This window comes from Pseudalkalibacillus decolorationis (assembly GCF_024609785.1).
GTDB classification, from domain to species: Bacteria; Bacillota; Bacilli; order Bacillales; family Fictibacillaceae; genus Pseudalkalibacillus; species Pseudalkalibacillus decolorationis.
In genome coordinates, this window is the sequence record NZ_JANHJQ010000003.1 from 155,854 (window position 1) to 181,613 (window position 25,760).

The window sequence follows — 25,760 nt, forward strand, 5'->3', positions numbered from 1 at the left end:
AATAACTTTTGTCCAATAGATTATTCTACAAAATTTACTATAGATGTTTTCTATAGCACATACAAAAAAAACCTGTTTCAAATATTCTGAATTTAACACTATACTATCCATAACAAAGTCCTTAGGAGGTTGGTTATGTCGAGCCAAAAGATAATAGATTGTGACAAAAATTCTCTTTCCAAATCAGATGAAAATTCAAAATGGTATGGTTTTATTGAAATGGATCCTCTTAAACCGATTATAGCCGGAAGTTATAATACATGGAAGTTTACTTATACAGTTGGCAGGTATGGTTTAGATAACGGTGGAAGGATCCGATTATTGTTTAAATTACCATCTGACATGGGTAGACCTCAGGTTAGTGACTCTAAGGGAGACCATTATGTTACAGCTACAACTTCAAATCCGAATGTAGCAACCTCAATTACTTATATGCCCATGGGTGGTAAGCGGCCCTGGATGAAGATACTAGAGATTGTGATTAAGGGTGATACATTAGATGAAGGAGATAAAATTTATATTACCCTTGGGGATAAATCTGGTGGTAGTAAAGGTCAACAGGCCCAAACGTTTATTGAATCTGATTTTAAACTATTAACTGAAGTAGAGTGTTTTCAAACGGGTACCTGGGTGGAACTTGAGAGTTCCCCTATTACATCAATTATAGCTGCTGAGCCGTATCGAATTGTTGCCTTAACCCCCTCCAAAGGTGTAGTCAATGAAAAAGTTGATTTATTAGTTAAATGTGAGGATCATTTTGGAAACCCATCTGCAAGTTATTACGGGAATGTAACGATATCAATTGAACAAATAAATGAAAAAGAGTTGACTCAATGTAGTAGTTCTACTTTGGAAGGAAAAGAAACCTATTGTTTCACCAAAGAAGACAAGGGTTGCCACCGATTCGAGGGATTTTCTTTTAAAGAAACTGGAATGTATCGTTTTAAAATTGAGGGGGAAAATTTACCCCATCCAACAGCTGTATCAAATATCATCAATATTAATGATAAGCCGAAGGACCTAAAGCATTACTGGGGAGATTTACATGCTCAATACAATAATTCTACAGGAACAGGTAGTGTTGAAGAAGCATTCCATTATGCCCGTGATGCAGCTGGAATCGATTTTACAGGCCATCAACCGAATGACTTTCTTCTGTACGAATCTGGGTGGGAAGAGGCAAAAGGGGCAGTGAAAAAATACCATAAACCTGGTAAATTCATACCGTTTTTAGGATATGAATGGTCGGGCAATACACCTGGCGGAGGAGATAGAAATGTACATTTTCTTGGAGATGACGGCCCTTTACATCGAACGAGTCATTGGCATGTAACCGATAAATCTGATGTTGAGATGGATCGTTACCCTCTTGATAATTTATATCAGTCCTTCGAAGGAAAAAATGATGTATTTCTGGTTCCACATGTTGGTGGGAGAAGATGTGATATAAGTCGTTATTTCAATCATGATTTGGAACCAGTTATAGAAATATGTTCTGTCCATGGTAGATTTGAATGGCTATTACATGAGGCTTTAGAAAATGGTTATACAGTTGGTGTAATTGGTGGAAGTGACGATCATACTGGTCGTCCTGGTGCAGCTTATCCTACATCAAACGATTTTGGAACAAGAGGTGGATTAGCCGGTATATATGCAAAAGAACTCACTCGAGAAGGGATTTATAAAGCATTAAAGTCCAGACATTGCTACGCAACAACGGGAGAAAGAATCTGGCTTAGTGTTGAAACTTTGAATGGAAAAATGATGGGTGATATATGGACGGATAACGACTCACCGGTTATAAACATCCAAGCGGCTGGCACAAAACCAATTGAAAAACTTGAAATAATACGTAATCAAGATGTTGTTTATTCTCATCCAATTTTTCAACAAGAAGACTTTATCCCAGAACGTATTCGTGTAGAGTGGGGAGGCGCTTCAATCAAAGGTCGAGGTAGAGAAACGGATTGGAATGGATTACTCTCGATAGAGAATGGTCAAATTAAAGATGCCCAGACTTTTGCTTTTGATCATTCAAAACAAGGAATTCGATCTCAAAATCAACATGCATTAACATGGGAATCCACGACTTCGGGGGATCATGACGGACTAATACTTGACTTAGATACATGTGGGAATACCATAATAAATTTTGAAACAAAATTTGGGAAGGATCGAATAGAAATTCGTGATTTATTGCAAGGCCCCATACGAAAGGAATGTGGTGGGGTAGATCAGTATTACTTGTTTTCTTTACAACCAAAAAAATCGGGTCCAATGACTATGGATATCAATTGGAAAGATCCTCATCCTTTAGAGGGGCGAAATGCTTATTGGATACGTCTTGTTCAAGAAGACGGTGAGATGGCTTGGAGTAGTCCACTTTATTTCAATAAAAAGTAATACTATTTTGCTCGACAACATACTCCTCCGGGAATTGTAACTGGAATTTCTGGAGGAGTTGCCTATTTAATGATGGTTTATGAAAAAAGGGGCTGGTAGAAATGTTTATTCGAATCCAGGATTTACGCTCTAATAAAAAGTTTTTGGTTTTTCTTCTGTTTATAGGATGGACATTGAGTTATCATGATCGATACATCATAAACTTCGCTGTACCCTTTATTGAAGAAGAATTCAAATTCGATGCGGCAACCCAGGGTATGATATTAAGTAGTTTTTTTGCGGGTTATGCTTTGATGCAGATCCCCGCGGGTTGGCTAGCAGATAAGTATGGCATAAGAAATACTTTACTCGTTTCAATTTTCATGTTTTCACTTTTTACAGCCTTTACCGGAATGGCTTGGTCCGTGGCTTCTCTAATAGCTATTCGATTTATTTTTGGTATGGGTGAAAGTGGATTGGCTATAGGTGGGGTAAAAGCTAATGCGATCTATTTTGCAAAGAAAAAAAGAGCAAGGGTTATGTCAATATTAATAACCGCGCAAGCCTTAAGTCTAGCACTTGCTCCAATAATTGCTGCCCCACTGATTCTTTGGATAGGGTGGCGAAGTATGTTTATATTATTAGGTTTTCTAGGGTTCTTGATGATAATAATATATTGGCTGTTTATACCTTCGTCCGATGAGAAAACGAAAAGTGAAAAAGATAATCCAAAAGTTCCGCTTAAAGAATTACTACTGAATCCAATTCTTTTAAAAATTTTTGTTTTGAATTTCTGTATTAATATCTTGTTATGGGGATTTTTAAGTTGGCTGCCTTCCTATATGCTTAATGTCCAAAATCTAGATGTTTTAGATGCGGGTATTCTATCATCGCTACCTGGCTTTGCAGGTGTAGTAGGAGTACTTTTATCTGGATGGCTGGCAGATAAGTTTTTTAATAACAGAGAGAAATTACTTGTGATTTTAGGTATTTTAGTAGCAATTATAAGTTTATTTTTGATGATTTTTACCCAATCATTAGTTTTAATAGTAATTAGTCAAATTACACTTATACTTTCTATTAAATTCGCATGGTTAGCTATGTGGGCGATGCCCCTTAAAATGCTTGATTCCAATGTAATGGGGTCAGCAAGCGGAATGATAAACTTGGGGAGTCAGTTAGCTGGTATTGTTTCACCAATAACAATGGGCTTTTTAATCTCTGGATTTAATGGATCTTATAATGCGGCGTTTGTATTTCTAATTGTCGTTGCTATCATTTCTGGTGTTATTAGTACAACAGTTAATTCTGGTAAAAGTTTAAAACCGAAAAACACCGTTGAGTCATTATAGGATGCAAAACCTAATGAACCGATACAATGAGTATTTCAAATGGAGACCTTTAACATATAAAAATCTGTTATACCCCATGATTTTATTGTAATTTACTGTATCGCTTCCAACTGATATGTTGAATATAAACCCCAGACAACATGGATCAATGGAAGGTGGTGAGTAAGAATAGAAATAGTGACGGGTTTGTTTCTTTTATTGATTGGTTTTTTATCCGGAGGCTACGGAGTAATTGTAGGAGCTGGTGGCGGTTTTGTGTTTGTCCCCGCACTTCTTATATTTTTGAATTTGTCTCCGCAAATGGCGGCAGGCACAGGGCTCGCCGTTGTCTTAATAAACGCATTATCGGGGGTTTTCGGATATGTTCGGCAAAACCGAATTGATTATAAGGTGGGAATCACGCTGTCGATCGGAGCGGTTCCCGGCACATTTATCGGTGTCTGGTTAGTTCAGTTCAGTAATTCTCAGTCATTTTACTGGATATTTGCCCTGATGCTCTTTACTTTAGGAGTCTTCCTGCTGTTAAAAAATCCATCGGCAAACGATAACAATTCAGAAAAAGCCGAGACTGCTGCAACTATGGATAATGAAACTTTCGAAAAGAAGAAGGTTTCTCCCAAATTAAATACCGTCTGCTTGCTGTTAATCGGGGTGTTGTTGGGGGTTGTTTCCAATTATTTTGGTATCGGTGGAGGATGGTTACTAGTGCCGGTTCTGATTTACATTTTTCGTGTGATGCCTCATTATGCAACAGCTACGTCGATTTTTTCACTCTGTCTTTATTCCACTGTTGGAGTTGTGACGCATATTTATTATGGAAACATTAACTGGATGGTTGTACTATGGGGCGGACTAGGTGTGATATTCGGTGCTCAACTCGGTGTTTATTTATCGAACAAGATTTCGGGAAAATTAATTATACAAATGCTTTCTATTCTTTTAATTGGGGTTGGAATTAAGCTGTTTTTTAGTTATTAAAAAACTGAGCATATGACTAGTAGGGAGTAGAAAATAAAAAAGGCTGTTATATAAATCGAATCATATATTATTTCATATTAAATTTATTGTTGTTATCATATACGAATATTCTACAAATGCTCTTGTAATCTATACGATTAAATATATAATTAAAAATATGGAAAATCAAAAAGATAAGATGTCTAAAACGGAATATGCTCGCGAATTTATTCGTTCCCGAATAGTGGATGGAACGTATGGTCCAGGTTATCGAATTGTAATCGACCAAATAGCCAAACAACTAAAATTAAGTATCATCCCTGTTAGAGAGGCCATTCGACAGCTTGAAGCTGATGGGTTAATTCAATATAAGCGGTACAGTGGAGCGATTGTTAGCAAAATTAATGAAAAAGAATATCTGGAAACGCTATCTGTGTTAGCTGTACTTGAAGGATATGCAACAGCTTTAAGTTCAAGATTAATCACGGTTGAAGCTATTAATAAATTGGAATATTTTAATACCGGTATGAACGAAGCGCTATTTAACTTTGAATTTGAGCAGTTTGGGGAATTAAATAACAAGTTTCATACGTTGATTTATGAGAACTGCGGAAATTCCTATTTAAAGAAAGAGATTAAACAAATCTGGCAACGAATGGACAGGGTTCGTAAATCAGGGTTTACATTTGTACCACAACGTATTAGGGAATCTGTTAAGGAACATGATCTTATCATCAAAATGATGAAAAACCATGAGGACTTTTCGAAAATCGAAGAATATGCGAGGCAGCATAAACTGAATATGGTAAGTGCATTTCAAAGCCGAAAAACAAAAATAGAATAGGGTGAAGTTAATCGACTGGAAGAAAACCCGCTAAAAAATAAGGGAGTGAATTTTACCTTTTATAGAGGCATAACGAATGAAGTTATGCCTCTAATTATAAACCGAAAATCGATCAAAAATGTACAATATCGAATATGATATTGTACATTTTTTATTACACGTTAAGAAAGTATAAAAATACTTTCTATAGTATAAGCGCAGCTAAGGCTTAGCCGGCGCCAAAGGCTTGGCTGAGCCAAGTTTTCTTTATTAGTAAAGAAAGTATAAAAGTTTTCGGCATGGATGTAATGTCTAGTCCAGCACCCAGCCACTTGGATCACTTCAGACCTCCTGCGGCGGCAACAGCCTCCTCATCGGTCTTCCAGTGACCTTCGTGGCTAAGCAGGGTGCTTGCGCTTTTCTAATTATTTACGTTAATTTTATATTTTTGTCGTAGTCTCTTGCAGGATGTTTAATTCCTCCTTGATTTAATTACTTGATAATCTCAGGACTTCGCTAAATCTTTCTTGATTCTACATATATCCTTTTGCGTCACGTACCAGTTTCTCATTTTATAATTTTTGGCTAACTCTTAGAATGATTACGTCAAGCAATAAAAGGAGCCTTCAACACTTATATTCCAAATGGTTATAAGACTGTTATTTTTTAATTTTATTATATGTATTACTTGATTAAATTTAAATAATAAAAAAAAGTTTTGACCAAAATGGGTTTTATGTGTATACTCTAGGTGGATATTGTTTTTTGAATATTTAAAAATATAAACACAATCATATATGACTTGGTATATGATTACTGAATGTTAATTCAAAAAAAGATCACTGATTTTTAGTGGGTTTTCCTGTTTGTACACTTTAAAAAGAAATTGAAAGCGTTTTCCAAAAAGGTGAGGAGGTTACTAATGAAATTAAAAACGGGATTTGTGTGTGATGAAAGCTATTTTTGGCACAACACTGGAAATGGAGCTTTGATGATGCCTATTGGGGGTTTTATAGAGGCTGACACTCATTCTGAAAGCCCGGAAACGAAAAGGCGGGTAAAAAATCTTTTAGAGCGTTGTGGAATGATAAGAAAGCTACAATCTATACACCCGAGGTCGGCAACCAGTGATGAAATTGAATTAAATCACACCTCGAAATATGTTAATCGGGTTAAAGAATTAAGTGATACTTCAGGCGGCGATGCAGGGGAGCTAGCCATTGTTGGAAAGGGTTCCTATGAAATTGCAATGTTGTCCGCTGGAGGTGCAATAACGGCAGTTGATGCCGTAATGGGTGGAGAGGTTGAAAATGCTTACGCCTTGACGAGGCCACCTGGACATCATGCTGAAAAAGAGCTTGGCTTGGGTTTTTGCTTATTTAATAATGTTGCGATTGCCGCAAAATATGCACGAGAAAAATATGGGTTGAAACGAATTATGATAATCGACTGGGACGTTCATCACGGCAATGGAACTGAAAGCGCATTTTACTCAGATCCGGAAGTGCTTTTTATTTCACTTCATCAAGAATTTACGTTTCCTGCCGGTAGAGGGGCCTTAGAAGATATCGGTGAAGGAGATGGACGAGGGTATAATGTGAACATTCCTTTACCTGCTGGGACCGGAAATGCAGGCTATTTCAATGCACTAGACAAGATTGTAGTACCGATTGCCGAACAATTTAAACCTGAACTTATACTCATCTCAGCCGGACAAGATCCTGGTAAATTTGATCCTTTAGGTCGAATGTTAGTGAGCGCAGACGGTTTCGGTGAAATGGCTTCGGTAGTCAAAAAAATTGCTGAACGACATTGTAACGGAAAGTTGATTGCAATTCATGAAGGCGGTTATAGCGCTGCATATGTACCATTTTGTACGTTAAGAATTATTGAATCTTTAAGCGGGGTAAATAGTGAGGTTGAAGACCCATTTAAAACCGGTGTGTCAGAACCACCGATGTATTCGAATCAAAAAGAAGCTGTGGAGAAGGTGGTGAAAACTCATTCTCAATTTTGGGAATTAGCGGGTAGTTACCATACATACCTTTAAAAAGTTAAAACGTCCAAGGAGAAATGAAATAAAAGATAAGGAAGGGATATAAATGACAATGGTCCAAACGATTGAAAAGCATCAGTTGTACATCAACGGGGAATGGGTAGATCCAGTCTCTGGAGAATACTATGAGGTGATTAGTCCAGTGACCGGTAAGGTAGTGGCAAAAGCTGCGTACGGAAACGGATCCGATGCGAAAAGAGCGATTGAAGCAAGCTATGCCGCGTTCTCGGAATGGTCTGCAATGACAGCGAGGGACAGAGCAGTCATTTTAATGAAAATTTATCAACTCATGCAAGATCGTTTAGAAGAGTTAGCACAGAAGATTTCAGCTGAAATGGGAAAACCGATCCGTGAGGCACGCATGGAAGCGAGACAAGCAGCGGAATATGTGCTTTGGAATGCTGAAGAAGCAAAAAGGGCGTATGGAGAAACGATCCCTACTTCCATTAAAAATAAACGATTAAAAACCATTCGACAACCGATCGGGCCTGTCGCTGCAATTAGCACATGGAACTTTCCGCTCGCAATGGTGACTAGAAAAGTAGCTCCTGCTCTTGCGGCTGGTTGTACGGTTGTTCTGAAGTCCGCAAGTCAAACGCCAGGAAGTGCTGTACAGTTTTTAAAGATTGCTGAACAAGCTGGTCTACCAAAGGGAGTTATTAATCTAGTATCTGGAAGTGCTTCAAAAATTGGAGATGCCTTACTAACGGACAAACGCATCCGCAAAGTAACGTTTACAGGATCAACAGAGGTTGGGAAGCAACTATTAAGAAAAGCCGCAGATCAAGTAAAGAGAGTTTCAATGGAATTAGGTGGTCATGCACCATTAATTGTTTTTGAAGATGCCGATCTTGAGAAAGCTGTGACAGGTGTTATTGCGAACAAATTTCGGAACACAGGGCAAACGTGCATTTGTGCAAATAGGGTGTATGTTCAGGAATCGATAAAAGAGAAGTTTTTAGCCCTTTTTAAGGAGAAGGTAGAAGCAATCAAAATCGGAAATGGATTGGAAGAACATGTAGAGCTAGGTCCGGTAGTGAATGAGGGTAGTCTTCAAAAAATAAAAGAACATGTTGAAGATGCGGTTCATAAAGGTGCGACTCTAGTAACTGGCGGAAAGAAATGTGTTGTAAAAGGATTTGAATGTGGTTATTTCTATGAACCAACTATTTTGGCAGATGTGAAGGAAAGCATGCTTATATCATATGAAGAAACGTTTGGTCCGGTTGCCCCTGTATTCAGTTTTCAGACGGAAGAAGAAGTGATTCAAAAAGCGAATGATACAGATTACGGATTAGCGTCTTACTTCTTCACGCAAGATTTATCTCGGGCAACTCGTGTTTCTGAAGCGTTGGAATACGGGATGGTTGGAATCAATGATGATGCATTGGCAGCCGTTCAAGGTCCGTTTGGCGGTGTAAAAGAGAGTGGAATCGGACGGGAAGGCGGTCCCGATAGTTTAGCAGATTTCCTTGAGACGAAATTTATTTCGACCGTTATTTAACACGTAAGAAAGTATAAAAATACTTTCTATAGTATAAGCGTAACTAAAGCTCAGCCGGCGCCAAAGGCTTGGCTTTGCCAAGTTTTCTTTACACGTTAAGAAAGTATAAAGTTTAGCTGCATTGATGCAATGTCTAGCTCCAGCGCCCAACCCCTTGGTTCACTTCAGTCCTCCTGCGGCGGCAACAGCCTCCTCGTTGGCCTTCCAGTGACCTTCGGGGCTGAACAGGGCGCTTGCGCTTTTCTTATTGTATTCCAATTTCAGTACAACAAACAGATGACTAATAACCTTTACTACAGGAGTGATTCTTATGGAAAAGTTACATCTTATCAATGAGAAAAGTGTAGCTGAGATGTTAGACCGTGAAGAGGCCGCGTTTATCCGAGCGAATCCAGAGTCACGTGCGCTATATGAGAGAGCTCAACACTCTCTCGTTCGTGGTGCTCCAATGCACTGGATGGATAACTGGCCTTCTCCGTATCCGATTTACTTTGATAAGGCCAAGGGTGCCCGGTTGAAAGACGTGGATGGGCATGAATACGTTGATTTTTGTCTTGGAGATACCGGTGCGATGTTCGGGCATGGTAACGAGGATGTTGCTGAAGATATTCGGGAGCAAGTCGGTAACGGCAGTACGGTGATGTTACCGAACGAGGACGCAATTTGGGTCGCGGAGAATTTACAGCAACGTTTTGGGTTGCCCTACTGGCAGCTTGCTACTTCGGCAACTGATGCAAACCGGTTTGCTATCCGGCTCAGTCGGATCATGACTGGACGGGAAAAGGTTCTTGTGTTTAATGGTAAATACCACGGTTCCCTTGATGAGACACAAGTATCTCTTGATAAAGGCAGGATGATCCCACAACCTCGTATTTCTCAAAACGCTGTTGATTTCGAACGGACGACCAAGATAATTGAGTTCAATGACGTGGAGGAATTAGAACGGGCGTTGGCACCAGGTGATGTTGCGTGCGTGCTCACTGAGCCGATCATGACGAACGTAGGGATGGTTCCAGCAAAACCTGGCTTCCATGAAGCATTGCGGGATATAACCCGTCGTACGGGGACCCTCTTAATTATGGACGAGACACACACGATCTCAACTAGCCCTCGTGGGTACACTGGAACTTATGGACTTGAACCTGACCTTTTTGTTCTTGGTAAGGCTATAGCAGGAGGGATCCCAGCGGCTGTCTACGGAATGACCGCCGAGGTGGCCGAAGTGATGCGCAGGTACACACAGAAAGACGGCTACAGTATCAGTCATTGCGGATTTGGTGGAACACTTGCCGGAAACGTTCTCACACTACGAGCCATTCGCGCCACATTGGAGAAGGTGATGACCGATGAAAACTATGAACATATGTGTTCGATAGCCAAGGAGTTCGTGCAGGGAGTTGCTGCCGTGATCCAAGACTATCAAATTCCATGGCACGTCACACGGATTGGTGCTCGAGTTGAATACATGTTCAGCAAGACGGCGCCGGCAACCGGGGGTGAGGCGAAAACCGTTCGCATGCCTGAATTGGAGGCTGCTATCCACCTCTTTCTTCTTAACAGGGGGGTACTGCTGACGCCATTTCACAGCATGGCATTGATGTCCCCATATACGAGCGTGGACGATGTCAATCGGCATACCGAGGCTTTCCGAGAGTGTATTGAAAAGTTAGCCTAACTAAGCGAATTCAGATGGATGACGGGTTTTCCTAAATGAGTTTCCAATACGAAAAGATAAACCATTAAATTTGAAGGAGGAGATATTTTGAATGTAGTACTTATCACTGGATGCAGCAGCGGGTTCGGGCTTGTTAGTGCACTCGCCTTCGCAAGGCGAGGCGATCGAGTATATGCGTCAATGCGAAATCTCTCTAAAGCTGGAGATCTGAAGGCCGTGATTGAGGCCGAACGACTTCCGATCACGCCACTACAGCTTGATGTTACGGATGATGAGTCTGTCAAACAGGCCGTCTTACATGTGCTCAAATCTGAAGGGCGGATCGATGTACTCGTGAACAACGCCGGAATGGGATGCCTCGGTCCAGTCGAGTTTCTAAGCGACGATATGTTACGTAGTGTTTTCGAGACCAATTTTTTCGGTGTCGTGCGTATGCTTAGGGCAGTATTGCCTACCATGAGAGAACAGAATTCCGGTGTTGTTGTCAATGTTTCGTCTATCGACGGGCGAATTCCTGGGAGGCCGATTAATTGGGCTTACTCATCAACAAAACATTCTCTCGGCGTTTTAAGTGATGCTTTAGCTCTTGAAGTGGAGTCATTCGGGATCAAGGTTAGGCTAATAGAGCCAGGTTTTTTTGCAACGAAGATCAGCGATAACAGGGTTGTATGGGAAAGTAGGGTTTCAGAAGATCGAAGGGAGATGGAGTGTATCGACTCTCCATATCGAACGCTGGAAGAGGCAGTAAAGTCGTCGGCAACCAAAAATATGGCTAAAGCGGCTGATCCACAGATTGTTGCAGATGCCATTGTAGAGGCAGCGAACGAAAAGAGCCCGTTTCCAGTACATTACCCAGTAGGGGATGACGCTGTGGCAGCCCTCAAGGAAATCGACTTATACGATGAAGAAGAACAGGCTACCGCTTGGAAGCGGATGGTGGGGCTTTAGATGTGTAGGGGCGGGCCTACCTCCTTTTCTCTAAGTTCCTGGTCTAAACGATTGTAACGGTATTATCCTTTTGGAGTGTGATTTTTAAAAGAGACCATAATCATGGGTTTGACAAGGAGGCAGTTAATGAGTAAGAACAATTCTGAAGTCGTTGACCAGGTCCATCATACTGATTCCAATGTAGGTTCAAAAGGTGACAAGCAAGAATTAAAAAGGGTGTTAAAAACAAGGGATTTGGTCATATTTGGAATCATTTTTATCTCTCCGAACTCGGCACAGTCTCTATTTGGCGGTTTGACCTATACTTCCCAAGGTCACGGGGTATTAGCTGTTGTTGTGGGGCTGCTTGCGATGATTTTTACCGCGTTTAGTTATGGAAAAATGGCAAGTGTAATCCCAAAAGCGGGTTCGACTTATAGTTATGCTACACATTCGCTAAATCCGAGCCTTGGATTTATGGCAGGGTGGGCAATTCTTTTAGACTATTTGATTTTTCCGATGCTCGTGTATAAATTAAGTTCAACTTTTGCAATGGAACTGCTTCCGTTTTTTCCATTATGGCTCATGTTATTCTTGTTTATTATTCCGATGACATTTTTTAATTATTTTGGAATGAAATTGACTTCTCATCTTAATCTTGTCATGTTGATAATTAAATTATTAAGTGTGCTCCTGTTCGTAGGGTTCGCCATCTATGCACTTGTAAACGGTGTAGGAACTGGAAAAATCATTAGTTTAGATGGTATTTATAATTCTGAAACATTTTCCGTAAACGCTCTCGTTGCTGGTTCTTCCATCGCTGTTCTATCTTACATTGGTTTTGATGCGATCACCGCTTTAACTGAAGATACCAATGTATCGGGTAAAACGGTTGGACGGGCAACGATTATCACTTGTCTGATCAGCGCTTTTCTAATTGGTATTCAGGTCTATTTTGCGACATTGATTAAGCCGGATTTTAACGGGTTTCAAAACATCGATACTGCATTTTACGAGGTTGCTATCGCGGCCGGAGGAAGTGGTTTAGCTGCTGCTACTACTTTAATGCTTATTGTCACAGGTGCTGCAACCGCATTGGCGGGGCAAGCATCTGGTTCACGGGTTCTGTTTGGAATGGGACGCGATAAAGTATTACCCGTTTTTCTAAGTTATTTACATCCGAAACATAAGACACCTGTGTACAGTATTTTTATATTAGCTATAACGGGTTATATTGGAGCCCTTCTTATTCCTGTAAGCGCATTCTTTTTAATCGTAGTTTTTGGAGCGTTAATTGGCTTCATTTTAGTGAACATATCTGTAATTGTTGAATTCTTCATCAAACGTAAAGAGAGAAAAGGAATCTATTTCTTTTCAAATCTTTTATCACCGCTAACCGGAACAGCAGTATGTGTTTATATTTTATTCGGGATGCCATTCATTGGGAAAATTGTCGGTGTTTCTTGGTTGCTGATCGGTTTTCTATATTTAATCCTTAAAACAAGAGTATTTAAGAAACAAGTTACATTGTCAGACATAAACGAAAACATGTAATCTGCCAAAAATAAACGCTTAAACCAATACGGTCCATTATTAGGAGTGTTTAATATGAAAACAGATACAAATCTAAGTATGGATGACAATCGATTGTCGAAAGACGGATGGAAAGTGATGATACTCTTGTTTATCCTGCAGGTTATCAATTTTGGGGATAAAGCTGTCATCGGATTTGCATCGGTTCCAATTATAAAAGAGTTTGGTCTAACCTCGGTTCAGTGGGGACTGATAGGCAGCGCGTTTTTTTGGTTATTTTCTGTTTCTTCCATCATTGGAGGGGCTTTATCGGACTATACCGGAACGAAGCGTGTTCTATCAGTTATGGGGGCGGTATGGTCGGTGATTCAATTCGCAACGTTGTTCGCCTTCAGCTTCCCGTATTTGCTGATTACGAGAGTCATTTTGGGAGCGGGGGAAGGTCCTGCACTTGCAGTGGCGTTCTCCCAAGCGAATAAATGGCTGCCAAGACACAGAGTCGGAATTGGTCTGGCTATGCTGGTTGTTGCTGGCTCCCTAGGCCCGGCTATTTTTGCTCCACTGTTTACGCACCTTATCTCGTCCTACGGTTGGCGCTCCGCATTTCTGGCAATGGGGATCATTGGAGTTACTTGGTTGGTCCTATGGATGTGGTTGGCAAAAGAGAGGCCGGAATCGGTAGATATGAGCGACTTAAAACCGAATGCAAAGAAGGAAAGTCACTCCGCTTCGTGGTCGGAAGTTTTCCCAACCTTTCGTTCTAAAAACTTTATCCTAATCACCTTGTGTGGGTTTGCTGCCTATTGCGGAGTCGCTCTGAATTTGTTCTGGGTGCCGAACTACCTAGTAAATGTTCACGGAGTGAATGCCGGTTTTGTCGCGATGATATGGATCGTTGCCGCACTCGGACAAGTAGGATTCGGAGCACTCTCTGACCGTATTTACCAGAAAACACAAAGTATTCGAAAATCCCGCGTTCATTTGTTAGGACCGCTGATGATTCTGGTTGGTATTTGCTATTATTTAGCCGCTGTAATTGATTCAGGGTGGTTAGCTCTTATCTTCCTTTCCCTGGCAGCCTTGTACGCGGTTTGGTTCAGTGTTGGTCCTAACATCGCGATGGAGCTCGTACCACCAGAGCATCATGGGAAAGTCACAGGAACGTTAATGGCGTTAGTTACGCTTGGAGGCATAATCGCACCCTATGCCACCGGATGGATCGTTGAAAACTCCGCGAATCAAGCAGAAGGATTCAGTCATATGTTTCAATTGGTCGCTTTGATGTTTCTCATTTTCGGCGGGTTGTTGTGGATCGGTGTCCGTCCCAAAGAACGCACCATTGAATCTGATTCATTACAATCGGTATATTATGCGGAGCGATCGAACAAAGCAGATTCTCATCTCTAAAACAGAGGGAGATTTTTAATCAGGATAATCACCATAGGAGGTAATTACAATGAGATTCAAGGACAAGGTCGTATTGGTTACAGGCGCCGCCCGAGGAATTGGCCAAGAAATAGCGACAAAGTTCGCTGTTGAAGGTGCTTCGGTAGCACTCAATGACATCAACTCAAGCTTACTTAAGGACACTATCATCCATTCTGGCGAAATAGGAAACCGATTGCTAGCGGTTCCCGCAGATGTATCAAATGAGGCAGCAGTGGCTGAGATGATTCGGATTGTTGAAGAAGAGATTGGTCCGGTTGATATTCCTAGTAAATAATGCAGGCATCTCACCGAGGAAGGATGGGAACAAAGTTACAGTTGAAGATATGACTTTGGAAGAGTGGGAGCGAGTGATGGCTGTCAATCTACGAAGCCAATTCCTGACTAGCCGAGCGGTGATTCCAAAAATGAAAGCCCGTCGCTGGGGAAGAATTATCAACATCTCCTCACAGGCTGCTAGGAAGCGACCGGGTAATATAATTGGTGCGGAATACGTTGCTTCAAAGGCTGGTATCTTAGGTTTAACACGATGCCTTGCTGTAGAGCTGGCATCTTTTGATATTACCGTTAACGCCGTCTGTCCCGGGCTGACCGAGTCGGATATGCTGGGGGATGTTAATGATGGGCTTACATCTCAGCATATGGAGCAAGTGCCAATCGGCCGATTAGGTAGCCCAAATGATATCGCTAATGCGCTCCTATTTCTTGCTGATTCTTCCTCTGGTTACATTACAGGTACGGCATTAGATGTTAACGGCGGCGATCACATGGCCTAAACTACGGGCTCAAAAAAGTAGGGTTTCAACAGGTTCCCGCAATTAGTTATTAAATACTAGAAAAGTAAATTAACCAAATAGTGTAGGGAAGGTGTTTTAAGAATGACAAAAAGTTTTTTAAAAGAAGAAATAGGCATTAATCAATTGAAAGAACTTGATAAAAAGCATTACTTGCATCCTACAACGTCTATTAAACAGCACCAACAAAACGGTCCTTCTTTTATTTTCAAAGAAGGAAAGGGGATTTATTTAACAGACGTTCATGGTGATCGATATATTGACGGATTATCGTCATTATGGAATGTAAACATTGGTCACGGACGGGAAGATATGGCAGAAGTAGCAAAACAGCAAATGGCAAGGTTGTCGTTCAGTTCATCTTTTCAAAATTTTTCTCACGAAACGGTTATTCGGTTATCGGAAAAAGTCGCTTCCATAACACCTGGAGATTTAAATGTAAGCTTTTTTACATCAGGTGGATCAGAATCAAACGATACGGCTTTTAAATTAGTGCGCCATTACTGGAAGCTAAAGGGGGAGGAAAAACGAACAAAAATCGTTGGCTTGGAACGTGCATATCACGGAATTACGATGGGAGCTACGAGCGCAACAGGGATTATGCCATTCCAAAACTTCGCTACAGCAAAAGCGCCGGATTTTCTTCATGCAAAACCTTTTAAAATGAATTGCGAGCTTGGAGATAAATCGGATCCTGATTATGAAAGCAGCATAAGAGGAATCGTTGAGAAAGAAGGGCCGGAAACGGTTGCTGCTATTATTGTCGAACCAGTACAGGGTGCCGGGGGGATTAATATTCCGCCAGATGGGTATTTACAGGCAATTCGAACCCTTTGTGACGAATATGGTATTCTCATGATTACAGATGAAGTCATCTGTGGATTTGGACGTACCGGAAAAATGTTTGGGGTTGATCACTGGGATGTTATACCTGATCTTATGACTGTTGCAAAAGGGATAACGAGTGCTTATATTCAGCTCGGAGCAGTTATTATAACGGAACGTTTAAGAGATGAACTAGCAGAATTGTCAGATGATGTTCTGTTTCATGGATTTACGTATAGCGGCCATCCAGTTGCATGTGCCGTCGCAATAAAAAATATTGAAATTATTGAAAATGAAAAGCTTGTTGAAAACGCAAATCGGATGGAAACAGAGCTCTTGAATGGACTTCAATACCTAGAGGAACAACATTCCATTGTAACGAAAAAGAGATCTGCAGGGTTATTAGGAGCTTTTGAATTATATGCAGACCCGGAAAATGAAAAGCCTTTCGATCCGTCGATCCAAGCGGCACAAAAGCTTGTTCAAGAATGTTTAAATAGAAAATTGATCATACGACCAGTTGTTTTCGGCGGATCTAATATTATTGCAATTGCACCTCCGCTCATTATTCAAAAAGAGGAAATCGATCAGATGATCAATATTTTTTCTGACGCCATTACAGCTGTTGAAAAAGTCATTTAATAATTGTTCCATTAGAGCGTCCTTCTTGCTTGTTCAAAATAAAAACCTGTAATTGTGAATCATTGATTGTGAACATTCCAATATTAATCTATGAGAAACCGCCAAATTATTGGTGGTTTTTAGTATTCAAAAACATGTTAAAACGGTTTTGACCAAAATGGTTAAAATGAGTATGATGAATGTACAAATGATAAGAATAATTGAGGGATAAACGTGATTAAACAATTTATTGAAACATTATCACAGAAAAATAAGAGCTTAAAACACTTATACAGCTTGATCCGTGAGCATGGACCTGTATCTAAAAGTGAGTTAATTGAACGGACTGGATTGAAACAGACGACATGTACGAGACTTATTGATGAACTTATAGAGAAGCAGTTGATTGTTGAAAGTGGTCTTGGTGAATCGAGTGGAGGGCGTAAACCGCTTATATATCAGATTAATCCAGATTATTACTATTTATTTGGTGTCGATATTTCTCGTACGCATACTAAGGTTCTCCTAATGGATCTTAATCTTGATATCAAGGAAGAAGCTTTGTTTTCTATGAACGAAGAAAGTACTCCAGAAGTAACGATAAATTTCATCGAAAATGAAATAATAAATATGTTGCATACACATCAACTTAATACATCGCGAATATTAGGTATTGGCATAGGCGCAATTGGTCCACTGGATCGTGAAAATGGAAAAATTTTAAACCCGATTGATTTTCCTACTAAAGGGTGGAATAACGTTCCAATAGGTAAGATTTTAAGTGAAAAGTTTGATACGAAGGTATTGCTGGATAGTGGAGTAAATACTGCGGTTGTTGCAGAGTACAAAAAAGGATTAGATAAAGAGGTTCACAATATTATATATTGTCTTTCAGGTATCGGAATTCGTGTAGGTATTCTGAACGATGGTCACCTTGTTCATGGGCCGGCAGATAACTTGGGGTTATTTGGACAAGGTCATATGGTTGTTAATATTCATGGCCGTAAATGCGTATGTGGAAGTTATGGGTGTATGCATGCCTATTCTACGATCCCAGCGATAAAAGAAGAAGTGATTCATAGTTTGAAACGTGGTCATGACTCTGTACTACAGGAAAAACTAAATGATGTTGGGCAGGTAACATTTAGTGATATTTGCTGGGCAGTACAGGAAAATGATGCTTTATGTAGCCATATTGTTAAAGATGCCGCTTATTATACCGGAGTTGGACTCTCTAATATCATTAACATTCTTCAACCACAGCTGGTCATACTGAACGGTCCTATACATACACAAATGGATTTATTTTACGAAGTAACAAAAGACATTGCATTAAAAAGGACCACTACCATCTATCCTGGCTATGACGTTCAGTTCAGTCGGGGGGAGCTTGGAGAAAACGCAGCTGCAATTGGTGCAGGTAGCATGGTCTTCGACTATTATTTGTAGTATGGTGGAGATGGACATTACCATTAATCGCAACACCATTTAGGATAAATGCCAGGCAAACTATATAAAAGACTGCTGAACCTGTCAGCAGTCTTAAACGTTTTTTTATGAGTAAAGAAAGTATAAAAGTTTGTGGCATGGATGTAATGTCCAGCTTCAGCGCCCAACCACTTGGATCACTTCAGGCCTCCTGTGGCGGCAACACACTGAAGTACTCCATGTAAATTCCCACGCAGGGCCGAACTTGTTTGGGCCGAGCCTCCTCGTCGGTCTTCCAGTGACCTTCGTGGCTAAGCAGGGGGCTTGCGCTTTTCTTAGTTGAAACTATTTTTCATATACAACTTCTCCACCTAATACTGTAGTAAGCACTTGAATATCTTTCAATTGTTCTTCCGGACATTTCATAAGATTTCTGTCAATCACTATGAAGTCAGCTAATTTTCCAGCTTCCAAGGAACCTTTTATCTCCTCTTCAAAGCTTCCTTCGGCTGCCCAGATTGTAAAAGCTTTAACGGCTTCCTCTCTTGTCATCTTCTCCTCTGGATACCAACCTCCAGAAGGGCTTCCTTCCCGGTCCATGCGTGTGATGGCTGCATATATTCCATGGAAGGGGTTAACCAACTCTACCGGAGCATCTGAACCTCCAATAATATGTGACCCAGCATCAATGACTTTTCGCCAAGCATAGGAGTATTTGATTCTTTCTGGTCCAACTCGATCCTCAGCCATGTTTTTGTCAGAAGTCGCATGTGTAGGCTGCATAGAAGGTATGATTCCAAGTTCGGCTATACGTTTGATTTCGTTAGCGTTAGCTATCTGGAAATGTTCAATTCTCCAGCGGTGATCTGCTAATGGATCTTCCTTCAATACCCTATCATATGTGTTAATAACTTGGAGAATAGCACCATCACCTATCGCATGGGTAGCCACCTGCCAACCATATTCACGAGCTTCTTTAACCAGTCTATATAACTCCTCATCTGTGAATCTGTAGTTTCCTTTGTGGCCTGGACGGTCACTATAGTCCTCCAATAGAGCGGCACTGCGGGAACCTAATGAACCATCACCAACTAATTTTACTGATCGAACTGTTAAACGGTTTCCAAATAAACCTATATCCGGTCCCTTTTTATAATAATAAGCAAGACTTTCACCTGTAGCCCCGCCCTTACCATTAGCTACCATAACATTTAACCTAACTTTTAAATCATTTTTCTTATATAGGTTCTTCATGGCATTTATATCACTTAAATGAGAACCTGCATCTGTTGCACTAGTAATACCGTTAGAAAGTAGTTCTTCCTGAGCTTTTAACAGTCCTTCCTCGATACGCTCTGTACTATAAGGAGGAATCTTCGATGTAACTGGTATACGGGCAGTATCAACTAGGACGCCGGTTGGTTCGCCATTGTCATCACGTATTATCTCGCCACCCTGAGGATCAGGAGTTTCTTTGGTAATACCGCCAATTTCTAATGCTATGGAGTTAACCCAAACCGAGTGTCCATCCACTCGATCAAGTACTACCGGATTGTTGGGCGCAACTGCGTCAAGCTCCTGTTTAGTTGGGAATTTTTTATCCGGCCAAAGTTCATGGTTCCAACCATATCCTAAAATCCACTCCCCTGGCTCAAGTTGACTGGCTTTTTCCTCTACCAGCTTTAATATCTCCTCCTTAGGTTTATTGAAACCATTTACTTGGAGTGTGTTTATACCAATTGAAGGAAAATGAATGTGTCCATCATTTAATCCAGGAATTACTGTTTTTCCTTCTAAATCAACAACCTTCGTGTGTGGACCTATGTATTTCTTAGCTATCCCTTTATTACCGACATAGATTAGTTTCTGACCTTTGATTGCCATTGCTTTTGCTGTAGAAAATTTACTATCTACTGTATAGATATTTCCATTTAAATAAACAGTATCGGCCTTTTCTTTAACTTTAGAAGCAAAGGTAGTACCTGATAATATGCTTAAAAGTAAAACCAAGGTAATTATAAGACTAAGTGTTCTTTTCAATTTTTTAACCTCCTACATTTAATAAATGAAGCCTAAAGAAATATTTAGCTTCCCTTCAAAAATTGAAACCTTATTCTTACGGTTTGTAATATCATATCTTGAAATATTTACTAGCGTCAATAAAAAGATACTAAAAATTCTAAATATTTTATATACTTCCTAATATCAATAAAATGGTTTCAAATTATATTGAGGTCTCTGAAATGGTTCTATAGCATTTACTTTTATACGTAAAGAAAGTAAGAACAGGTTGTACAAACCCTTCCATTTAGCGAAAAGGAACCTTATTAACATCAAGGTACCCTCGGTAAACAAAGAACAGCTTAACCAGTTACTTTAATCATATATTGTCTCTATAAAAGGAATCTACCACAGTATTCAATACTGTGGTAGATTCCTTTTATTTAAAGCATTAACTCTTTTAATCTATTCTAAAAACAATTGGAGGATCCTATCTATCGGTTTGTCAAAAACCTAGAATATTAAGTGCACACTTATTTAATTCTTTTTACCACCTTTATTTTTCGTGAATCGTAAGTAATGAACCGATTCAGCATGGGTTTTGACGTCCTGTTTTGTAAACAGAATAGGTTTAAACTTCCAGTTAGCGTACATCTTGATTTGATCATCGTAATGTTGATGAACGGTTCCGTCTTTACTGACAAAACCAATTTGTCCTGGAGGGGTGATGTTAAAGCCTTCAGGTCCTTTTTTCGTTAATTCCACGTAGTGATTCTCGCTTCCTCTATTCATCACTGGAATTGGGATATCTGAGCCCAAGCCATGTGGTACACCGATGAGCGACTGTGCCCCGAAGGTCGTTGTTCGGCCCTTAGTTAACCAGAGATCCATACTGTCGTCATATTCTTTTTCTAAATCGTTGAGTGCTTGATTCAAACTTTTTATTATGATTTGTTCGCGGCTTTTCCCGTCCAACCAACCATATCCCACAGGGTTTTGTGCATTGTCGCCGCGGAATACTCTTAAACACAAACTGCAGCCATATCTGTGATCAATGTTTTCCTTAAGGTTTCCGTAGCTCTTTCCAAGGTCGGATTTAAATAGATTGTCGGGGACATTGGACCACCAGGCTTCAAAAAGGGTAACGGCAGGGCTGTCATAATACCCGTCTTCATTCAAATCTTCATTGAGATTATTCCAGTCCTTTAGATAATGGTAGATTTCTTTGTACCTAGGGTCTTTTTCAATATTTTCCTCCAAGACATCTAGTAAATAGGGTTTAAACCACTTTGTTCTCAAATTAACAAGGCTGGCATGATAATTAATGTCATTAATTTCTTCCAGTGTTAATTTGCCGGCATTTTTGGCTTGATCCATGTACTGTTGAACTCTGTGGTCGGCTCCCCAATTAAAACTTAATTCCCCATTGTGCCAGTTAGGGTCAGGCTTATTATTCCAATTGGCAACAAAACCGATTTCAGGGTTAATAATAGAAGGATTATTCTTTGTATTTTTAAAACCATCCCATTCATACTGTCCTGTCCCTGGTGTGGGTAACCTAAAATCGAGTTGCGGATCCCGTTTTGGATACTGTCCGACGTGGAAATAAGCAATGTCTCCTTGTTTATCAGCATAAAACCAATTTAAAGACATCGTAAATTCCCTAGCTGCTTTTGCAAACTGGTTAAGATTGTTCGCCCAGTTTGATTTTACATAGGCTGACCAACTCTGCCCCTCGGTCCCACGAAAAGCCCACGATTTACTGTAAGCCGTCTGATTTTCTTCATCTAGGTAAATGACTGGGCCGTGGACTGTTTTATAAAAAGTTTTCTTGACCCTTTTGGTGTCTCCATTGTCTGTCTGAACGTTAAACGTTTCCACCCGCTTAGTCATGTCGACCCATTTGCCTTTAAATTTATATTGATGTGGGTTATTTGGATTCAATTTCTCTTTGAAAATATCGACTTGATTACCGTAACCAGCTGTCGAGGTAAAAGCGAATTTGTTAGTTGTTCCAAACATAATGAATGGATAGCCGATGAATGATGAACCTTCAATGTCAATTCCCGGGGCATGCAGACCGACTTCATACATAAATCCCGGCGCTGTTAATCCGACTTGAGGGCCGCCAAATACCATAGCATTTCCGGATTCAGACTTTTCATCACTTACGATCATAGCGTTACTCCCAACTTTAAGCGGCAATCCTAGTTCATGGGAGGCCGTTACGAAATCCTTCCGTCTTTCTGAGATTTCTTGGGCAGCTTCGGTCACGCCTTTGGAAAGTTGTTTGACCTTTGCTTTACCAGCTTGTTGGTTTTGTTCTGAATTCTCCTTCATGATACTAGTGGGAGAAGCGGGATTATTTATCGGGAAGATATCGTCAAACATTTTTTTGGCTTTTTCGGGACCATGCTGCAGTTCTAACTCCGCCAAAATCGAGGCATTATTCAACTCCTGTTCCTGGTCCATAAAGACGGTCATAGAAGCCATGTATAATCTTAATACATCGACATCTGTCCATGGTTTAGGTGTGACATCATATTTTTGGAATTCCTTTGATAATAAATGATCGGGATTCTTTAGAGCTTCCTTGACATACTTGGTTATACCGTCGGCAAAATTGCTAATGACCTTTTGTGAAAATGGATCCATTTGAGAAATCATTTCTTTAATTTCTCTGTCACTGTAACCGTCTCTACGCATTCGCATGTCGTGCTCTAAATACTTATTGCCAAAAATCGCAGCTGTTTGTCCTTCATTACCCCGACGAAACATGACAAGTTGAAACAGTCGGTCTTTTGCCATTACATAACCATAAGCACGGTACAAATCTTCTGTTGATTTTGCGTATATATGAGGTACACCGTAATCATCTCTTACAATTTTTACAGTACCGTTCCTAATCGGCACCTTTTTATCTTTCGTTTGTTGTTTTGCAATGACTTGAGTAGACGAAAAAACCAAAGTGAACATTAACAAAAATAAAATTATTTTTTTCTTTTGCAACCAAATTCCTCCCATTCTTATATTGACTTTTTGGTAATATTACCATCCGCGTTTTCTAAATAGTCCAAAAAGTATGTATTTTAAGAGTTTATCACGAGTTAAAATTTTTAAAAAATACTTATTTTATTGGTTTTGTATATAAAAAAAGTATGCTTAATGGAAGGGGGTAACTTATGGACTTGAATTAACTACGCCTTTTGCAACATAAACTAGATATATATATCTGGAGAAACATCAGAAGGGGGAGCAGAGGTGCCTATCTAACCCACATGGATACGTGGGTCGAAGGAATGTATGACGTCAACAGAGTGGAAGAGTCAAAGTAAAGGGATCGACAGGAAAAGGAGATATCGAAAAATGATTCTTTTCAAGAGGAAAAGGGACAATCGCAAAGTAAAAAAAGAGTATTAGCTATTCCCGTCATGATTCCGAAAAGTATCGATAAAACGAACAGCACTTTTCGATAAAAAACGATCCTTCAACCAGATGACACCGGCTTCAGATTGAATTGAAGAATCTTCAATATCCATTATTTTTAGGTCTGTTGCGGGAAGCGCTGACAATGTCGACTTTGGAAGGATAGTGGCGCAAATACCTGAAGAGACAAGCCATAACAGCATAGCAGCATCTGGGCAATCCCCAACTAACTGTGGTTCAAACCCATGTCGATTGCACTCTTCCACAATGATTTCGTAAATGCCTCGTCCATTTAATCTACGCATTAGTAACAATGGAATCTCAGCAATCTCTGCCATTTGAATGGTCGTTTTTGACGGGTCCATATCCCATTCTTTTGGCATCACTAAAGTAAAGGGCTCAGCAGGGAGAGGGATCATCGAGAAGTGAGTCTTTTCAAGAGGTAAGTGGACAATCGCAAGTTCTACATCTCTATTTTCTACGTATTGCACTAATCGATAGGAGTCGCCTTCTCTTAATTGAAAGGTAACCAACGGATACTGTTGCCGAAAGAAACGAACTCTTTCAGGTAAATAGGAAAAGCATGATATGACTGATCCAACTGATAACACACCCCTAATCCCTTCACCCATTTCTTTTACTTCCGTCTTTGTTTCGTTGAGTTGATTGAGAATATTTTCTGCCCTTTTATATAGAATTTTTCCAGCCTCAGTCAACTCCATTTTTCGGCCATTTCGCTCGACCAATTTGACGTCAAGCTCTTGTTCCAGAAGTTTAAGTTGCTGGCTTAATGGAGGCTGAGCCATGTTCAATTTTTTTGCTGCTCGTGTAATTTGTCCCTCCTCAGCAATGGTCAGAAAATAACGCAGTTGTCTCACATCCATATTTGTAACTCCTTTTACCAAAGTATATTTTTTTCATATAGTTAACCAATTAAACGGATATTTTTCATATATTATAACACGTGCTATCATATAAATGTAATCACAATTCAGATTAATGTTAATTTTTAGAATAGTAAAAAGGAGCGGAAAAAATGAGTAGAGTAGAAGAAGCAAAGCAACGGCTACGCGGTTCAATCGCGCCAATTATCACACCATTTAATGAAGACGGTTCCATTGACTTTGAAACATTAGAAAATTTGATTAACTGGCATATCGAAAGTGGAAGTCATGGTATTTCAGTTACGGGTACAACCGGTGAGCCGAGCTCTTTAACGGTTGAAGAGCGTGTTCAAGTGATGGAAGCTGCGGCAAAAGCGGTCAATAAACGGGTTCCATTTGTTCCAGGAACTGGTTCAACGAATCACCAAGAAACGCTTTATTTAACGAAAAAAGCACAAGAAATAGGCGCTGATGCAGCACTTGTCATTGTCCCTTATTACAACAAGCCCTCTCAGCATGCGCTTTACAAACATTTTAAAGCGGTTGCAGATTCGGTTGAACTCCCGATCATCGTTTATAACATTCCTGGAAGGACGGCAACGAACCTTCAAGTTGAAACACTTGCAAAATTAAGCAAGGATTGCTCAAACATCATCGGAGTGAAGGAATCGAACAAAGATTTCGAACATATTAACCGTGTGTTGTTAAACTGCGGAAGAGATTTCCTTCTTTATTCAGGCATTGAATTATTATGCTATCCAATGCTGGCGATTGGCGGAGCCGGACATATTAGTGCAACAGCAAATGTTGCTCCTCAGAAAGTGGCTGAAATTTATGACGCTTGGAACGAAGGTAATATGAAACGTGCCCAAGACCTTCACTATGACTTGATGCCGCTTAACGATGTACTCTTTAAAGACACAAATCCGGCACCGTTAAAAGCAGCATTAGGGATGATGGGCAAAATTAAGCCAGTTATGCGTTTGCCGATGGATTTGCCAGCTCAAGAACTACAGGATGAGATTCGTGAAGTCCTGAAGCAATATGTTGATCTGCCTGAAGAAGTGGCTTCGAAATAATAAAAAGGAAGTGAAAACATATGCCACATATAATATCTGATGAAAAA

Annotated in this window: 18 protein-coding genes; 15 read left to right on the plus strand and 3 right to left on the minus strand. The window is 40.1% G+C overall.

Translation table 11 applies throughout. The features are described 5' to 3' along the window. Positions 1 to 135: 135 nt before the first annotated feature. From NON16_RS04395 to NON16_RS04460, 14 genes are all read left to right on the plus strand, one after another. A complete protein-coding gene (locus NON16_RS04395) occupies positions 136 to 2,403 on the plus strand; it encodes a DUF3604 domain-containing protein (RefSeq protein WP_257347386.1) in 2,268 nt (755 codons plus the stop codon). A gap of 101 nt (positions 2,404 to 2,504) precedes the next feature. After that, positions 2,505 to 3,734 carry an MFS transporter gene (locus NON16_RS04400; protein WP_257347387.1) on the plus strand — a complete coding sequence of 410 codons (1,230 nt, stop codon included), beginning with the start codon at positions 2,505 to 2,507 and terminating at the stop codon, positions 3,732 to 3,734. Between the two features lie 177 nt (positions 3,735 to 3,911). After that, the gene (locus NON16_RS04405; protein WP_308216582.1) at positions 3,912 to 4,712 is read left to right on the plus strand and encodes a sulfite exporter TauE/SafE family protein; all 801 of its coding nucleotides are present in this window, start codon (positions 3,912 to 3,914) and stop codon (positions 4,710 to 4,712) included. 157 nt (positions 4,713 to 4,869) lie between these two features. Continuing rightward, the gene (locus tag NON16_RS04410; RefSeq protein ID WP_257347388.1) at positions 4,870 to 5,535 is read left to right on the plus strand and encodes a GntR family transcriptional regulator; all 666 of its coding nucleotides are present in this window, start codon (positions 4,870 to 4,872) and stop codon (positions 5,533 to 5,535) included. 901 nt (positions 5,536 to 6,436) lie between these two features. Beyond that, positions 6,437 to 7,564 carry a class II histone deacetylase gene (locus NON16_RS04415; protein WP_257347389.1) on the plus strand — a complete coding sequence of 376 codons (1,128 nt, stop codon included), beginning with the start codon at positions 6,437 to 6,439 and terminating at the stop codon, positions 7,562 to 7,564. Between the two features lie 52 nt (positions 7,565 to 7,616). Then, a complete protein-coding gene (locus NON16_RS04420; RefSeq protein WP_257347390.1) occupies positions 7,617 to 9,074 on the plus strand; it encodes an NAD-dependent succinate-semialdehyde dehydrogenase in 1,458 nt (485 codons plus the stop codon). A 310-nt stretch (positions 9,075 to 9,384) separates the two neighbouring features. Then, the gene (locus NON16_RS04425; RefSeq protein WP_257347391.1) at positions 9,385 to 10,749 is read left to right on the plus strand and encodes an aspartate aminotransferase family protein; all 1,365 of its coding nucleotides are present in this window, start codon (positions 9,385 to 9,387) and stop codon (positions 10,747 to 10,749) included. A gap of 87 nt (positions 10,750 to 10,836) precedes the next feature. Further along, a complete protein-coding gene (locus tag NON16_RS04430; RefSeq protein WP_257347392.1) occupies positions 10,837 to 11,697 on the plus strand; it encodes an SDR family oxidoreductase in 861 nt (286 codons plus the stop codon). Positions 11,698 to 11,823: 126 nt separating this feature from the next. Beyond that, on the plus strand, positions 11,824 to 13,230 hold the full coding sequence (locus tag NON16_RS04435; protein ID WP_257347393.1) for an APC family permease: 1,407 nt from the start codon (positions 11,824 to 11,826) through the stop codon (positions 13,228 to 13,230). A gap of 54 nt (positions 13,231 to 13,284) precedes the next feature. Then, on the plus strand, positions 13,285 to 14,616 hold the full coding sequence (locus NON16_RS04440) for an MFS transporter (RefSeq protein WP_257347394.1): 1,332 nt from the start codon (positions 13,285 to 13,287) through the stop codon (positions 14,614 to 14,616). A 49-nt stretch (positions 14,617 to 14,665) separates the two neighbouring features. Next, the gene (locus NON16_RS04445) at positions 14,666 to 14,932 is read left to right on the plus strand and encodes an SDR family NAD(P)-dependent oxidoreductase (protein WP_257347395.1); all 267 of its coding nucleotides are present in this window, start codon (positions 14,666 to 14,668) and stop codon (positions 14,930 to 14,932) included. Continuing rightward, positions 14,913 to 15,431 carry an SDR family NAD(P)-dependent oxidoreductase gene (locus NON16_RS04450; protein ID WP_257347396.1) on the plus strand — a complete coding sequence of 173 codons (519 nt, stop codon included), beginning with the start codon at positions 14,913 to 14,915 and terminating at the stop codon, positions 15,429 to 15,431. The genes NON16_RS04445 and NON16_RS04450 overlap by 20 nt, the downstream gene beginning before the upstream one ends. Before the next feature lie 102 nt (positions 15,432 to 15,533). Then, positions 15,534 to 16,916, plus strand: coding sequence for an aminotransferase family protein (locus NON16_RS04455; RefSeq protein WP_257347397.1), 1,383 nt, complete (start codon positions 15,534 to 15,536; stop codon positions 16,914 to 16,916). A gap of 213 nt (positions 16,917 to 17,129) precedes the next feature. After that, positions 17,130 to 18,344 carry an ROK family transcriptional regulator gene (locus NON16_RS04460; RefSeq protein ID WP_257347398.1) on the plus strand — a complete coding sequence of 405 codons (1,215 nt, stop codon included), beginning with the start codon at positions 17,130 to 17,132 and terminating at the stop codon, positions 18,342 to 18,344. A gap of 324 nt (positions 18,345 to 18,668) precedes the next feature. On the opposite strand, the gene NON16_RS04465 is transcribed toward NON16_RS04460, so the two are convergent. The 3 genes from NON16_RS04465 to NON16_RS04475 all read right to left on the minus strand — a co-directional run bounded on the left by NON16_RS04465 (position 18,669) and on the right by NON16_RS04475 (position 24,634). Continuing rightward, positions 18,669 to 20,363, minus strand: a complete 1,695-nt coding sequence (locus NON16_RS04465; protein WP_257347399.1) for an amidohydrolase — start codon at positions 20,361 to 20,363, stop codon at positions 18,669 to 18,671. Positions 20,364 to 20,861: 498 nt separating this feature from the next. After that, positions 20,862 to 23,333 (minus strand): penicillin acylase family protein, encoded by a 2,472-nt coding sequence (locus NON16_RS04470; RefSeq protein ID WP_257347400.1) that lies wholly within the window; start codon positions 23,331 to 23,333, stop codon positions 20,862 to 20,864. Positions 23,334 to 23,740: 407 nt separating this feature from the next. Then, positions 23,741 to 24,634: a LysR family transcriptional regulator gene (locus NON16_RS04475; protein WP_257347401.1), complete on the minus strand. Its 894-nt coding sequence runs from the start codon at positions 24,632 to 24,634 to the stop codon at positions 23,741 to 23,743. 152 nt (positions 24,635 to 24,786) lie between these two features. Between NON16_RS04475 and hpaI the strand changes: the two genes are divergently transcribed. Continuing rightward, positions 24,787 to 25,713, plus strand: a complete 927-nt coding sequence (hpaI, locus tag NON16_RS04480; protein WP_257347402.1) for a 2,4-dihydroxyhept-2-ene-1,7-dioic acid aldolase — start codon at positions 24,787 to 24,789, stop codon at positions 25,711 to 25,713. Positions 25,714 to 25,760 lie beyond the last annotated feature (47 nt).